At 36.5% G+C, this 15,612-nt stretch carries 5 protein-coding genes and 1 pseudogene; 1 reads left to right on the forward strand and 5 read right to left on the reverse strand.

What is annotated here, in order from left to right; all coding sequences use genetic code 11:
- Positions 1–2,242 precede the first annotated feature (2,242 nt).
- Positions 2,243–2,647 (forward strand): flagellar protein FlgN, encoded by a 405-nt coding sequence (locus tag ACFIKE_RS05385; protein ID WP_273788300.1) that lies wholly within the window; start codon positions 2,243–2,245, stop codon positions 2,645–2,647.
- A 663-nt stretch (positions 2,648–3,310) separates the two neighbouring features.
- Here the strand turns inward: ACFIKE_RS05385 and ACFIKE_RS05390 are convergent.
- The 5 genes and pseudogenes from ACFIKE_RS05390 to ACFIKE_RS05410 all read right to left on the reverse strand — a co-directional run.
- Positions 3,311–3,582, reverse strand: a pseudogene (locus ACFIKE_RS05390) (integrase arm-type DNA-binding domain-containing protein); the annotation flags it as partial.
- Between the two features lie 684 nt (positions 3,583–4,266).
- Entirely contained in the window at positions 4,267–7,338 is a 3,072-nt protein-coding gene (locus ACFIKE_RS05395) for an autotransporter outer membrane beta-barrel domain-containing protein (protein ID WP_375648588.1), read from the reverse strand.
- A 132-nt stretch (positions 7,339–7,470) separates the two neighbouring features.
- Positions 7,471–8,691, reverse strand: coding sequence for an autotransporter outer membrane beta-barrel domain-containing protein (locus ACFIKE_RS05400; RefSeq protein ID WP_375627446.1), 1,221 nt, complete (start codon positions 8,689–8,691; stop codon positions 7,471–7,473).
- A 145-nt stretch (positions 8,692–8,836) separates the two neighbouring features.
- Entirely contained in the window at positions 8,837–11,248 is a 2,412-nt protein-coding gene (locus tag ACFIKE_RS05405) for an autotransporter outer membrane beta-barrel domain-containing protein (protein ID WP_375648589.1), read from the reverse strand.
- 653 nt (positions 11,249–11,901) lie between these two features.
- Positions 11,902–14,379, reverse strand: coding sequence for an autotransporter outer membrane beta-barrel domain-containing protein (locus ACFIKE_RS05410; protein ID WP_375648590.1), 2,478 nt, complete (start codon positions 14,377–14,379; stop codon positions 11,902–11,904).
- Positions 14,380–15,612: the final 1,233 nt, after the last annotated feature.

Here is a 15,612-nt window from a genome sequence, read left to right on the forward strand (position 1 = left end):
CAGCGGCTTTTACGAGATCAGTCATAAAAACCTCTTTCTGTTCTTTTTGAGGTGATTTTATGAATAACAATATGTTATAATCTGTAGTATATGTTGATATAATATATTAGGCAAGCTTAGAATCTTTCCTTTTTTATAAAGGCTTGAGGAATTGGAGCACTGTAAATCCTAAAAAAGAAAGTTTTAAAGAGAATATTAATTGATTTCGTAGGTTTATTTATTGAGCCTTTCGTTTAAGTGAATCACATGAGTGGAAAGTCAAGAGAAGATCGCTTGACAAAAATTCAGACTGCGTACAGAGCAGATTGAGTTAAGATCTTGGTGCTTTAAGGTGCGCGGAAGAAGACAAAAATGTTTTCTGATCGTTTATTTCATAGCAAGATTGGTTAATGTTGCTCTAATGGGCATGTTTTGCACAAAAGAAAAGAACGTTCCAAACGAAATATACTTATGTTGTATATTAATATATTTGTATTGTACATTTATGTACGTGTAAAAAAATATCTCTCAATGCACACGACAAATATTTTACGATGACACTCGTAGATGGTATAATAGTAAAGTTCTCGTGAAATAATATAAAATCTATAGAATGCTCCCATCTTTACACTTATGAAAGAGCAAGTCACTGTCATCTCGTACGCTTGCTTTCAATGTTTACTATAGCCCTTGGCATTTGAGAAGGTTCATAAGACGCATTTTTCTTTTAGTGTATTTTATCAACACATCAGGTTGTTTTTTGTGATGTGCAAGCAAGTGATTTTAATTTATTCAACATGGAATAGATTTGAGATGGGATGATTATGAAAGAGAAGAGCTGCATTTAGAAGATTGAAAATGAGAGAAAGTTCGTAACAAAAATTGTACCTTTATTATAAAATGATTGTTTCTATGTTTTTATACCAGTAGCACATGTAAAGCCGCGATATTAAGAGAAAACTGTGTTATGGAGTGAAATAATCTATAGGAAGATGCTGTGGAAATTCTGAAAATATCAATGTGGGGAGCGTTAAGCATTATGCATTGGATAATATTTTGATAGATAATGATAATCTATCGTTATTCAATTTGAATTAGAGTCCTGAATACCGTAATTTTTTTCATTCCAAATCTGTTCGAGGTTTAATCAACCAAAACCATGTCTTTTGCAGTTACAAGTGGGGAGGGTCCATGCGAAGTGAAACTGTACAAGAAAGGCATGCTTTTTGAACCGCACTTAAATGTCAAGGATATCGCAACATGAGGGGCTAGCAAAATATGTGATGGTGCTGGCTTGCTTCTTTTATTAAGCGTAAAGATGGACAGTGCTCAATGGATTTTATACACGTCATGGGGGATTTATCATTATATTATTCATGGGCCACGGCGCGAAATAGGCTTGGGTACACTTAAGAGATGTTTCTTTAAAACAAGCGCGTGAATATGCGATTGAAGACGTATCGAACTTGATTGGCTAAGAAACTCTTGAAAAGGTTCAAAAAATCTTATATAGTCGTTCATTGCAAAGAAAAGCGAATGATAATTAAAAAAAGGGAGATTGATGGCTGTTTAGCTATTCTAAGATGTCTTTTTTTATATTGCTGTATGGCTGATCTGTTCAAAAGAGCGTTCTTTTTGTTTTTTATGCGAAATACTGCATGTGTGCAGAAAGAGTACGGGGGAGGGTGTGTCTTTTTGAATGGGTGCAAACTAATTTTGTAGGGTGCCATCTTATGGGGTGCCGGAAGGTATGCAAGTTTAGGTGCAGAGAAAGCCATAAGGTTATGGAGGGTAAGATGCTGCTATCGTTAAAATGCTGAGATTTTTAATGAGCTTAAGTCTTTGATATGCTGTGGGTTTTTGTCGGCAGGTGGTCTTTTTATGGACAAAGTTCTCGTGAGAGCGTTGTTGTTTTCTGTTGAAGGCGTGCTGGTGACGAAATAGGCAAAGGTAAAATTGGCAAGGCGAAATAGACCAAAATAGACAGAGCAAATGTAGGATTTTCAATATTACTGCGTAAGGTTTAAGTTTATAGCGTTTTGGTGAATTAGTATAGCAGCAATGATGGTTTTGGAGCAAAGCAAGAAAAATACTTGAGAGAATGCGTTGAAAGTTGAAGTGGTATACGCTTTGAAGGATTGTCGTGCTGTTGTTTGAGTGATGTTCGCACCACGAGCTTTATTGAGTGTATCAGCATTGGAGAGAACCTGTTTAATCTCCCTCATTTGAAAGATTGAACAAGAGTGTTGAAGGGGAAGTAAAAATGTCTGTAGTGCAATATGGTGATGATAGTTTTGCATCAAAAGCAAAAGTTCTTGATAATAATCTTATTGATCGTGATTGGGCGATGACAAAATTTGTTGCTGCTGTTAAAGGATTAGCTCAAGTTGTTGATTATGAAAGCAATATGCTAGAGAGCAGTGGTGTTCCAGATTACGAAGAAATAAATTTATGTAAAATACGTGGTTTGCGTGATCTTAATAAATCCATGAGCGATGTGAAGCGCTACATGAATCAAGATATTGAGCATGAAGTTGAAAGTTTGTTGTCTGATTTACAAGAAAAATTACAGCGTAATAGTGAATTGCTTCAGACGCATTTAAATGCAGTTAATGATCTTTCTAGAGCTATGCAACTATCTGGACGCGTAAAAGAAACAGAGGAATGATTCAAATTTGATGAATATTGGCTGTTCTAAGTGATGACAATGATTAGGTAGATCATGTTTATTTGGATAAATAATGCGTTTAGTGAGTAGACTTGTTTTAAGCGCATTTGGGTATTTAAATTATTATCCTGTTGTATTGTAAAATGCTGTTCTTAAAACAGTGTCCTTTAAGGTGTAGTGATGTGAACCGCATGCTGTGGGAAGCTGGCTGAAAGAGGACTAAGAGAAGGCGGATTATTTACAGAGCATTGTTTGCAGACTGAGTTAATAGGGAGCTTCACTTTTTAGTTTAGGGCCCCCCCGATCAAGAGAATATTTAGAACAGCCTGTGATGCCTTAAAAACAGCTTCCTTGGGGCTATGGTAATTAAGGTTTTATGCATTAGTCTTTTGAGAGTATGTGATGAACACTGCCTATAAGCCTTATAGAGTACTGTCCTTTGAAGTGTGGTGATACGAAGCGGTTAGTTGTTTAAATCTATATGTTTGAGACAAAAATTAAAGTGGTTTAATATTTTCTTCTGCTGTTTTTAGTTTTTGTATGTCAGATTGGAGAGAGCATCCAGATTTGAGTGAATATATTGCATATACCTTTGTTGGCGTAATATTTTAAATGGGGAGGCGATCTTATTGGGAAAGAATAAAGGGCTAGAAATCAGCTTTTCTCTGTACCACCATCCTTTAATTTAGCTTTATTTTTTTCAAAAGAATCTAAAGCACTATCTGTTAAATGATGAAGATTACGCATTATTTCACGCTTCTGTTTCTCTCGTTCTTTAATGGGGGCACGTCCCTCATGTAAAACAGAACGTCATTGTGTTGCCAATTCACGTGCTTTTTTAAAGAAATATTTCTTAAGGCACCTAATCCCATTTCACGGTGGTGTTCGTGAATGGTATAACGGTAAATCCATTGAGCACCACGATCTTTACGCTTCATAAAGGAGTAAGCAGGCGCATATTTGCTAGCTCGTGGGTATTGCTACAACCCTTGGCATTTGAGACGGTTCATTAGGGGTATTTTTAATCATTTCTTAATAGTTTTTATCCAAAAGGGCTCTGCCCGCTTGTAACTTGCAAGAGATATGGTTTTTGTTGCTTCAACATGGAACGGATCTGAAATGAAATAATCTTACGCTATTCTGGATTCTTATTTAACATGTAAAACAATGAACACTCTTTATAAATCAATGTATTGTCTTATGGTGGAGTTGGTGTGGCATTGAGATTTTAGAGGAAAAATATGCCTTTAAGAATTTATAACAGATAGCAAGTCTTTATAGCAGGTATATTAAATGCAGATCATCTAAAATAAATGGAGCGTCCACAGCGAAGAAGGGGCTAATTTTTTAAAATCCGCATGAATGCTTATTCTGTTGTGCTGTAAAAATATCATCGCTTGAAGTGTGGTGATATAAGGCACAAAAGCTTTATGCATGGGGTGTTTTGATGAGAGAATGCTATGGTATTCAGTTTTTTATTCAATATGTAAAAGAAACATTATAAGTCAAAATCTTCTTTAATGTGATAATGATTTTTGAGAATTAAAAAAATATAAGTTTAAATATAAAGAGCAGCACAAAGTGCTGCTCTTTTATTTAAGTTAAAATTAGCTTCTGCTTTAGAAACGATAACGTATCCCGCCAGACAAATTGGTGCCAGATATTCCGGCTTTTTGCAGTTTTTGCCGATAGCTGATATCGGCGTTTAATACAATATTTTGAGAAAGATATGCATTCACCCCCATGCCTCCCTCAACTGAAGAGCCGGTAGGATCAACATGAAAGGTATCAGCAATTTTTATGGTTTTACCATCACCAAAAGCTCTGATCACATTCATTTTACCATAGAAGGAGACAGCCTTATTTTCTTCAGCAGCCATTATAGTTTTTGTTAAACGTCCACCAATCCGCACCAACCATTGATGCGGGTTGCCCATGTCTACTTTTAAGCCATCGGCATCTGAGAAGATATCAAACATGAGATTTTGATAAATGAATTGTGCTTGTGGTTCAAATACCAATCCTTTTGTATTGGTCGCTAATTTCTGACCAATGGTTGCAGATATATTAAGCATCTCAGTACCATCCAGTTTTGCGGCATTTCCAACAAGAGCTGTGGTAATATTTCCTTTTAACTTTCCGTAAGAAAGAAGTGTGTTTACATATATACCATTGCTATGTTGGATGCTGCTGTAAGCGGCAAGAGACCATTTATCAAGTGTTGTCTTTTCAGAATCTTGCATCTCTTTTGGCGTAAAGGCAAGTTTTCCGTATGTTCCTAAAAAACCAAAATGTGTGCTTATGTCTTTGCCTTCCGAGGCGGCTAATATGGCACCCAGTTGTAAAGCAGTATAGTTTACATCAGCACCATAACCATAATGTAGTGGATCGCGGTTGGAAGATAAGGTGACTTTCTCGCCGTAGGAAGAGAAAAAGATACCATTCTTTTTATTGTCTTTTGCCCCAAATACTGTTGTTCGCATATTGTCTAACAACGTGTTTTGATTGCTGACATCAGTAAATCCAGCAGAAAATAAAGTATTAGATATGGTTAAATAGTTTGCTACCTGTGGTAAAAGTGCTCGAACTTTTTTATCCTTATCAATGTAGGCATTCTGTAAGCGGAAATCCCAGAAATTACTGTTCTTACCAAAAAGGTTTTGGCTCTCATGAGATGTTCCAGGTTTATAGCCTGTAAGTACATACTTATAAGGTTGTTTCCCTATTGTCATATAGTTTCCTGCTAACGTGAAGGAATTTTCGTTTGCTTGTCCGGAAACTTGAATGATTGAAATCCCATGTGTCCCTAAAGGAAGTGACGCCATGTGTTCTCCCCAAACAGCAGAGCTATCGGTTGTTTTTTTATCTGTTTTTCGGAGATTGATGTGAACAACAGTACGCCCTGAGACATCACCATTAATCACAATGCGATCGGTTTGTTGCTCCGTGATAGGAGAATGTTTATTCCATTGAGTATTTACATAAATTTCTGCAACACCTGTTGCACTGTAAACCGCTGCTGTATGAGCTATTTCATTTCTTTTCGGAAGATTAGGTCCTATAAACAGAGTTTGATAATGTCCTTCCACTGGCTTGTCAAACATAATGGCACTGTCTGTAAGGCGCAATTCAGAAAGGTTAGAGTATGATTTTTTATCAACACCAAACTGTAGGTCATCTGAAACATTATCATTATTTTGGGCGTTTTTATTCGCCTTTAAAAGCCATTTTGTCCCTTCTTTTAGATCAAAAACAGTTCTATTATCTTTAGAAGTTCTCACTCCACCTTCTAAAGAAGAGTGGTTAGAAACCAGTGTAAGGGTGTTTGTGAAAGCATTTTCGTTTTTTATATTTTTTAATAAAATATCGGCACGAATTTCTGAATTTTTAAGGTTGACTTCACCGTTTATGCCTGTTCCATAAAGGTTGATACCTCTACCATGTTCAACGAAAATCCTTGTATTCTCTAGAGTTACTTTATCGGCAATATTGGCTCCATCTTGTTCTTGAACGGCGTTGGCATTCCTTTCAGCATTGCGTGTATATCGTTTTCTAGGGGCACTATACGGATTGTTGCGGAAAATAATACCGTCCACTTCATGATTACCCGTGACATGTACGCTTGAATCTTTCAGTTTGATTGTTCCCTCTATGTTTAGCAAACCAACTGTTTCTGTTGTTACAGTAATACCTGTAGCATCAATTTCTCCACCATCTGATACACTTAGTGCAACAAAACGCGCATCAACTGTTCCCCCTATCATGTTGATTTTTGAATTATTTCCCTCTGCATGTACAGCAAAACCATTGTCTTGAATTTTTTTGTTATGTAGCGTTATGGTCTTACCGTTTTCAGCCTCAATTCTGGAGCTTATATCCTCAATTTGTGTAGACTTTTCAGGTTGTTTTATTGGTTTTTTAAGCTCTGATTTTTCAGATATTTTTTGTGCAGAGGCAGATTGTACGGGCGCTGGTTTTACAGATTTTGGTGGTACCGATAATGCTGGTTTTCCAGTTTCTGGTCTTAAAGATATTGGCTGTGCGAGTTCTGGTTCTTTAAGCGCTGGCGATAGCTCTGTTGCCGGTTTTGTAGGTTCCGCTCTTGTAGGTTTTAAGTTTATAGGTGTTGGTTGTAAATTCGGTGCAGGTTGAGGAGGTTCTGACTGTGAGGATACAGCAGAATTTTCGGACATTTTTTCTCTGGAAGAGTTTGTAGAAGAGGTGGAAACACCCGAACGTCTTCTAGATTTTACTTCCATTCCTGCTGTTGGAGCTATCTCTGTCGTTGGAGACTGTGTAAGAATATCTTGTGTGGCTGCAGGGTTAGATTGTACACTTTTTGCCACTTTAGTATTTGATGTTTGTGTACTTCCTTGGCTAAGATCAGAGTTTTGTTTTGAAGAAGAAATTGTATTTCGAACTAAATTTCCTTCAAGTTGGGTTGTGGAAGGTAGAGTGCTCGTAGGAGTAGGCGTTGTAGATTCACTCTTTGTAAGAGGAGGGGGTATGATCGTTCTTGTAGAGCTAGATGTTAAAGGTGGATATGAAGATGATGCATTTGAATGAGCGGGTTGTGGAGACGGGAGATCTATTGTAGGTTGTGCATTCGTATCATGAAGAGCATAAGACAAGCTGGTGGAAGAACAAAACAGAACTCCAGAAACTGTGTATAGTAAAAAACTTTTTTTCATATAGATGTATTCCTAAATATTTCCCCTCTCTCATAAAAGATAAAACTTTAACCTCATTATGTTTCTTTTGTAAGAGACAAAACGAAACATAATGAGAGTTCTTTATATTTCAAGATGCGAATACAAGTATTTTTAAAAGTGATAGCGCATTCCAGCGGAAATATTTATTGCAGATATGCCATCTTTTTTGAATTTATGTTGATAGCTGAGATCATTATGAAACTCGATATTTTCAGATAAGTGCGCCTGAATACCAAAACCACCTTCGATTAAAAATCCCATAGCAGCAAGCGGAAGGTTTTCACTAAAAGTTTTGATCGCGTTCAGTTTGCCGTAGAAGGAAAGGGCATGGCCTTTGTTTTGCGTCAAACGTCCGCCAATACGGAGCAACCATTGATGAGGTTTGCTTATGTCTATTTTAGAGTTATCGTCATCTGAGAAAGAGCCAAGCATGAGACGCTGATAAACAAGTTGTGCTTGCGGTTCTAGGATTACACCTTCCAAACTGGTTGACAGTTTTTGACCAACAGTTGCAGCAGCCCCTAATGTTTTACTATTATTTACTTTTGAGGTATGTTTGATGAAAGCTCTGGTGTTATTTTCTTTGAAAATTCCATAAGAGAGAAATGCATGTGCATAGAGGCCACTGTCATGTTGAATATTTCCATATGCAGTGAGTGACCATTTATCAAGCATTTTCTTATGAGAGCTTTCTTTGTTTTTAGGCGTAAAAGACAATTTCCCATATGTTCCGAAAAGACCAAAATTGCTGCTGATATTTTGATCGTATAGCGCTATTAATGTCGCTCCTGCTTGCAATGCAGCATAGCGAATATCTGCTTGAACACCATCTTGTTTTTCTTGAATGCTGGAAGAAAAGGTGCTCTTATTGCCATAAGTGGATAAGAAAACGCCTCTCTCTGGATGATCTTTGGGTTCAAACATCGTTATTTGCATGTTGTCTAACGAGATATTTTGATTGTTGAAATCAGAAAAACCGACAGAAAACATCGCGATAGGCATAACTAAAGAGCTTTCTTTTTGTGGCATAAGAACTGTTCTTTTTTCTGCCAAATCAAGAGAAGCAGAAGTTGCGGCTGCTTCATTATCTGTAAGTTTAGAGGTGCTTTCGGTATCAGCGGTAGCGGTTCTCTTAACTTTTGTGGGTAATTTCACATGAGCTTTTGCGGATGTGTTAAGAGTCGTTTTCGATGCTTGTGTTGGTGTGTTTATTAAATCAATGGTATGGCGTGTTTGAGGGTTTAAGCCAGAAGCGGTACTGGTAGACGTAAAATTAAAAGAAGAAAAAAACAAAGCACAAGCGGCTGTACATAACAAAAGATTCTTATGCATAGAGATGTTCCTTAAGATATTTTCTTTGTTTTGCTAAAAATAAACCACTTTTTGACACACTACGTTTTTTGTAATGTAGTAAAATATAAGCAGCACTGTTTTCATCTCAGCGCTGCTTATGCGTCAAAATAGAGAGCTAAGATTTCTAAAAGCGATAACGCATTCCACCGGAAAAATTAATTCCAGAGACACCAGCTTTTTGAAGTTTATGTTGGTAATTAACGTCAGCATGAAGTGCGATATTTTTAGAAAGTTGCGCGTTAATGCCAAGCCCACCTTCAAGGGAAGAGCCCATAGAATCGAGATAGAAAGATTCAATAACATCGATAGTGCGCTTTTCACCAAAAGCTTTGATGACATTCAATTTACCATAAAAAGAAAGAACACGATCTTTTTCAATGGGAAGCATTGTTTTCGTTAAACGCCCTCCAATACGGACCAACCATTGATGAGGGGTCTTTATATTAACCTGGAAGCCATCAATATCTGAAAGAGTGCCAAATGTAATGTGTTGATAAATAAGTTGTGCTTGTGGTTCAAAGGACACTCCTTCAACACCAGTTGCTAGTTTTTGTCCAACGGTAGCTGATATATTTAATGTATCCGTATTATTTAACTCTGTGGTGTTGCCGATAAGGGCTGTTGTAATATGTCCGTTTAAAATGCCGTAAGAGAAAAGTGTATTAACATAGAGACCATTGTCATGGTGGAGGTTCCCATATGCCGTAAAAAACCATTTATCCAGTATGCTTTTGTCAGAACCTTCCATATCCTTTGGCGCAAAAGAAAGCTTTCCATATGTGCCTAAAAGACCAAGATTCGCGGTCATATTTTGATTTTCTAACGTTGCTAATGTCATGCCTGCTTGGATAGCAGCATAACGAACATCTGCACCATAACCATATTCTAATGGACTACGGCTGGAAGATAACGTTATCTTGTTGCCATAAGTCGATAAGAATATCCCTTTCTGTTTATGACCTTCTAATCCGAAAACTATTGAGTGCATATTATCTAACAGTGTATTTTGATTGTTTATATCAGCCAAGCCAGAGGAGAATATTGCATTATGCATAACCAAATAGCTTGCCATTTGAGGAACAAGAGCTTTGATCTTTCCTTCATCATCGAGAGTCGCACTTTGCAAGCGGAAATCCCAGAAATTCTCATTTTCTTCCAAGGGAGCTTGTCCATTGTTTTCTTTTTTGAGGGATGATGCATTGATATTTTGTGCATCTTTCTGTTTTGATTCTTGTGATATTCCGCTTAAATGACTTTGTGTCTTATCGGCTTTCCCACGGCTGGATGTTGGTCCATAAACATTGAGTATGTATTTATAAGGTAAGCCCTCCATTGTGGTGTAGCCATGGGCAAGTTTGAAGGAATCTTCATTTGCTTGCCCAGAAACTTGAATAAGTGAGAGCCCACGCATATTCAAAGGAATTGAATCTTCTTCATCATCGAATGGTTCTGCATGCTTTGAAAGATTGTTGAAATAGATCGTTGTGGTGCCTGAGACATCACCATGAACGAGAACACGGTCAGTTCTTTGTTGTTCTTTTGTAAGACCATTACTCCATTCTGTATTAAAGTAAATTCTTGCGTTCCCCAATGCATTGTAAACCGTTGTTGCATCGGAGCTTCTGTTTTGCTCTGCTTTTTGTGGATGTTTTCCTACATGCAAGGTTTGATAATGATTGTCTGCTAGTTTATGCGGAGCATTAAATATGATAGAGCTATTATTAAGGTTTAGGACTGAAACGATAGATTGTGCTCGTTGCTTAAGATCAAGGAGCTTATAATTAAATAGACTAAAACTATTTTCCAACTCAAAGAGACTAATTTTTAAATGCCACTTGCTGTTATTGTTTAGGGTGAAAACCGTTGTATTTTGAGGAAGCGTTTTTGCTCTTCCTTCCATAATCGAATTATCAGCCTCTAATGTAAAAGTAGCAGGTTGAACCTCGAAGAAGGGTGAGACTTCATTTTTTAATAACATATCAGAACGAATTTCTGAGTTTTTAAGGTACACTGCATTCGTTTTGGGATAATAAGGTCCGAAAATACCTACACCGTCGTTTACAAGAAGTTTTGTATTATTAAGGATTGCTTTGTTTACAACTTCTTCTCCTTCTTTTATTGTAGAACTTGAAATATAACCAAAATTGATACCATAGGCTCTGCTGTGGCCTATGACCTTTAATGTTGAATCTTCAATATGGATTGTGCCGTTTGTGAGTGACAAACCATGCCCTTCTGCCTCTCCCACAATTCCTTTGGCATTAATTTGACCACCTGATGTTGCAGAAAGCAAAGTAAAGCCTGAGTGCATTACTGAGTTTGTAATGGTAATATGACCTTTCTTAGCAACCACGGCATCATACTTACCACGAACAAAAACATTATGAAGGCTCTTCTCTTCTCCATTAGCTACTTGGACCGTAGGAATCTCAAGAGGTTGTTTATTTGCATAAGTTGGAGCAAAATGAGAAAAAATGAAAGTTCCAGCAATTGTACATAACAAAAAATTTTTCTTATAAATATATTTCTTACACATAGATATGCCTTTAATATTTGGTATGCTTTGATGCTTACTTCATTCCCCTAATGGCGCAAGTACCCAATCAGTTTTTATATCATTATATTTTTATTGTAAACAACAAAACGAATATTATGCTTTGTTATTTATCGTTTAAAAATTGGTCTTAGAAGAGCTTTTAAAATAGAAAGCGCAATGCAGCGAAGATGGATTTCAGAAAACCTAGCTTGATAAGTATTTTTGTTTTAAAGTGCTAAGGATCAAAATATTTTACAAGGATGTTTATTGCTTAAGGCTTTTGTTATGAAAACTCTACAAAGTTTTTGGAGAAGATTTGTTGTGCATTTACAAAAATCGTTCAGTTGTTTTTCTTGCATATAGAATTATTCACTATGAATTTTTTTGATGTAAAAAAGCTAAAATATTTTGTATTTTTTACCGATATACAACAATTTTTATAAATCAAAAAGGCAGCTCTCTTGAGACTTCAGCAGTCATTGAGAGATAAGGAATTTTGTTGCATTTGGTTTGAATGAAATTAATCCTTTCGAGAAAGCTGTATAGAAAGAACCGTTATTGATGGCTCTTTACGATAGATTGCAAAAAAGCAGTACATTCGTACTGCTTTTTTATTAAAAATGCATAGACTATAAATTGTTTTTTGCCTTTTCTTAAAACTGATAGCGTATTCCGCCTGAAAAGCTTGCTCCAGATATACCAGTTTTTTGAAGCTTATGTTGATAGTTAACATCAGCATGAAGGGCGATATTTTGTGATAATTGTGCATTCACACCAAGTCCACCTTCAACAGAAGCCCCCATAGAACCAAAGTGGAATGATTCACCAATCTGTATGGTGTCATTGTTAGAAAAAGCTTTAATAATATTCAATTTACCATAGAGAGAAAGAATACTGCCTTTTTCAATAGAAATCGTCGTTTGTGTTAAGCGCCCACCAGCACGCACTAAGTATTGATGAGGATTTCCCATATCTACATCAAAGCCATCGACATCTGAGAATGTGCCAAGCATGAGACGCTGATAAACAACTTGTGCTTGTGGTTCAAAGACCAATCCTTTTGTACTGGTTTCGAACTTTTGTCCAATGGTCGCCGATGCACTGAATGTATCAGCGTTTTTCAATTCTGCAGTCTTTCCTATGAGAGCTGTGGTGATATCTCCCTTGAGCATTCCATAAGAAAAGAGAGCATGGATATATGCACCATTATTATGGCGCAGTCCACTATATGCAGAAATTGACCATTTATTGAGTGTACTCTTGTCAGCACCTTCCATATCTTTTGGGGTGAAAGCTAATTTCCCATATGTCCCGAAAAGACCCAAATTGGTGGTTATGTTTTGATCTTCTAGAGCTACTAATGTAAAGCCTGCTTGTAAAGCAGCATAGTGAATATCGGCACCATAGCCATATTGCAATGGCGTACGGTGAGAGGATAATGTCATCTTATTTCCATAAGTCGAGAAGAAGATCCCTTTGTTTTTATGATTTTTTTTCTCAAAGCCTGTTTTTTGTATCGTGTTCAGTAAAGTGTTTTGATTGTTTACATCAGCCAGTCCAGCTGAGAATAGTGCGTTAGGCATGGACAAATAGCTTGCCACTTGAGGAACGAGAGCTCTGATCTTTCCTTCATCATCGAGCGTTGCACTTTGCAAGCGGAAATCCCAGAAATTCTGATTTTCTCTCAAATGGTTTTGTGTGCTCCCTATTTGCTCAGAATTTGCCGTTGATTCACCTTTTATATTATCCTCAATCTTCAAAACCACACCACCTAATACAACGGGGGTCGTGTCGGTTTTTGAGGACTTTTCTTGTGATTGTTGAGTTACTTCTCCTAAATGGCTTTGTGTGCTCTCTGCTTCTCCAAGACGTGATGTTGGTCCATAGGCATTTAAGACATATTTATAAGGCAAACCGCCCATTGTGACATAGCCATTTGCTAGTTTGAAGGCATTTTCATCTGTTTTTCCAGATACTTGAATGAGCGACAGTCCACGCATATTCGCGGGAATAGAAGCTTCTTCTTTTGATGGCTCACCTTTTGAAAGGCTATTGAAACTAATTGTTGTGGTGCCTGATACATCTCCATGGACAAGAAGGCGGTCCGTTTTTTGTTGTTCTCTTTTTAAACCATCACTCCATTCTGTATTGAAATAAATCCTTGCATTGCCTGTCGCATTATAAACGGTTTTTATAGCGGAATCCCTGTTTTCGTGTGGTTTAGGGATCTCAATTGTTCGTCCTACACTCAAGGTTTGATATTGACCCTTTGCCAGCCTATGTGGCGCATTAAACACAATAGAGCTATTATTGAAGTTCAGTACTGAAACGGTAGATAGTGCTCGTTGCTTAATATCATGGAGTGCATAATTAAATGAACTAAAATCACGATTTATGTCGTATTGACTTACATTTAAATACCATTTGCTATTGTTATTTAAATTAAAAACAGTTGTATTTACTGCTAAGGTTCTTGCTCTTCCTTCCATAATCGAATTATCGGCGGTTAATACAAAAGTCACAGGATGAGGATCTGAATCTGTTTTCTTTTTTACATTATTTTGTAATAGTACATCAGAACGAATTTCTGAATTTCTAAGTTGAACCTCGGCAACAGACTTTGAAGATGATGGTCCTAAAATACCGACACCATTTTCCACAAGAAGTTTTGTATTGTTAAGAATTGCCTTATTGATAACTTCTTCACCATCTTTCACAAAAACATCTAAAATGCTATGAAAAATAATACCGGATTGTTTTTTGCTTTCTATGAATGAATCTTCAATGTTAATGATACCGTTTGAAATCGATAGACCAGTGTACAAGGCATTGACGTTTACTCCTTTAGCATTAATACGTCCACCTTGTGATACAGCAAAAGCAAACGAAGCTGAATGTATTGTTGAGTTTGTAATTGTGGCAATTGCTTTTTCAGAGGCGTGCACTGCGCTCAATCCATTGCGGATAAAAACGTTATTAAGGGTTTTTTCTTCTCCTTTTTCCAGCTTAAACTCACTAATAATTTCAGGAGGTTGTCTATTTGCATAAGTTGGAGCAAAATGAGAAAAAATGAAAGTTCCAGCAATTGTACATAACAAAAAATTTTTCTTATAAATATATTTCTTACACATAGATATGCCTTTAATATTTGGTATGCTTTGATGCTTACTTCATTCCCCTGATGGCGCAAGTACCCAATCAGTTTTTATATCATTATGTTTTTATTGTAAACAACAAAACGAATTATAGTTATGGTGTTCTCTATGATTTGAAGTTTTTCTTAAGAAAAACTTTTTAATGATCATAAGAAGTCGGGAACAATGGATTTCATAAAACCTAGCTTGGTCAAGCTTATGCTAAAAACACTATGAAGTATGATATTTAAAATTGTCTATTAAGGATAATCGTTATAAAAGCTCTATAGCATTGAGATGTATTATTTTATGCATTCACCAAAACGATCAGCAAATTTTCTCTGCTATAAGAAAAAGAGATGAGGGGGCTATTCACAGGCTTTCTTTAAAGAGACTTTTCTTTAAGGGTACCAAAGCTTATTTCGCGACGATGTGGTCATGAATGCTATAACGCTAAAGCCATAGAGTCCCATCATCTTTATGCTTACGAAGGAGCAAGCTGATACCTTTAAGCTTAATAAAAGAGCAAGCCCATCACATACTTTGCTAGCTCCTAATGTTTGTGACAAGCTCTTGGTTCTTGAGACAGTTCATTATAGGAGTTCTTAGGCTTTTCTTATATAACTTTGCTCCACACGCCAGCTCCGCTTGTAACGTGCAAGAAAATTTTTAATTGATTCAACATAAAACAAGTTTGAAATGAGAGAATCCTACGATATTCGGGACTCTCATTACAACATGTAAAACAAAGAATTATATTTATAAATCAATATATTGTATGGAATGATAGGGATAAGCATTGTCAAAATGGTTTGCCTAAAAAACGGTACATGGAAATATAAATGAATTCTTACAGGGTGGTGTTAAGCTAATGGATTGAAGAAACAGATAGCAAAGGTATGAACAGAGAACTTCTTTTATCATTATCTTTTCCAATGTTGTTTTCTTTATATTGCCTAAAAATACACTTTGCTTAGCTGTATAGACAAATTCGATAATGAATATGCCGCGTGACTCGTGTAAATAGCAGAGAAGGAGATCATTGAGGAGAAAGAAAAAAGTTTTAGGGGATAAGAATAGTAGCTTACATAGATTAAAAAAGGCAGTATACTATACTGCCTTTTTATTAAATTGAATAGAATGATAGGCTATTTTTACAGCCTTGTCTTAAAACTGATAGCGTATTCCACCTGAAAAGCTAGCACCACTTATACCAGTTTTCTGAAGCTT

This window comes from Bartonella sp. MU70NMGDW, from assembly GCF_042194085.1.
Lineage (GTDB): Bacteria > Pseudomonadota > Alphaproteobacteria > Rhizobiales > Rhizobiaceae > Bartonella > Bartonella grahamii.

Bases quoted from the DNA above. Each gene is read 5' to 3' on its own strand.
- ACFIKE_RS05385 (WP_273788300.1), top strand. From the start codon at position 2,243: ATGTCTGTAGTGCAATATGGTGATGATAGTTTTGCATCAAAAGCAAAA.
- ACFIKE_RS05395 (WP_375648588.1), bottom strand. From the start codon at position 7,338: ATGAAAAAAAGTTTTTTACTATACACAGTTTCTGGAGTTCTGTTTTGT.
- ACFIKE_RS05400 (WP_375627446.1), bottom strand. From the start codon at position 8,691: ATGCATAAGAATCTTTTGTTATGTACAGCCGCTTGTGCTTTGTTTTTT.
- ACFIKE_RS05405 (WP_375648589.1), bottom strand. From the start codon at position 11,248: ATGTGTAAGAAATATATTTATAAGAAAAATTTTTTGTTATGTACAATT.
- ACFIKE_RS05410 (WP_375648590.1), bottom strand. From the start codon at position 14,379: ATGTGTAAGAAATATATTTATAAGAAAAATTTTTTGTTATGTACAATT.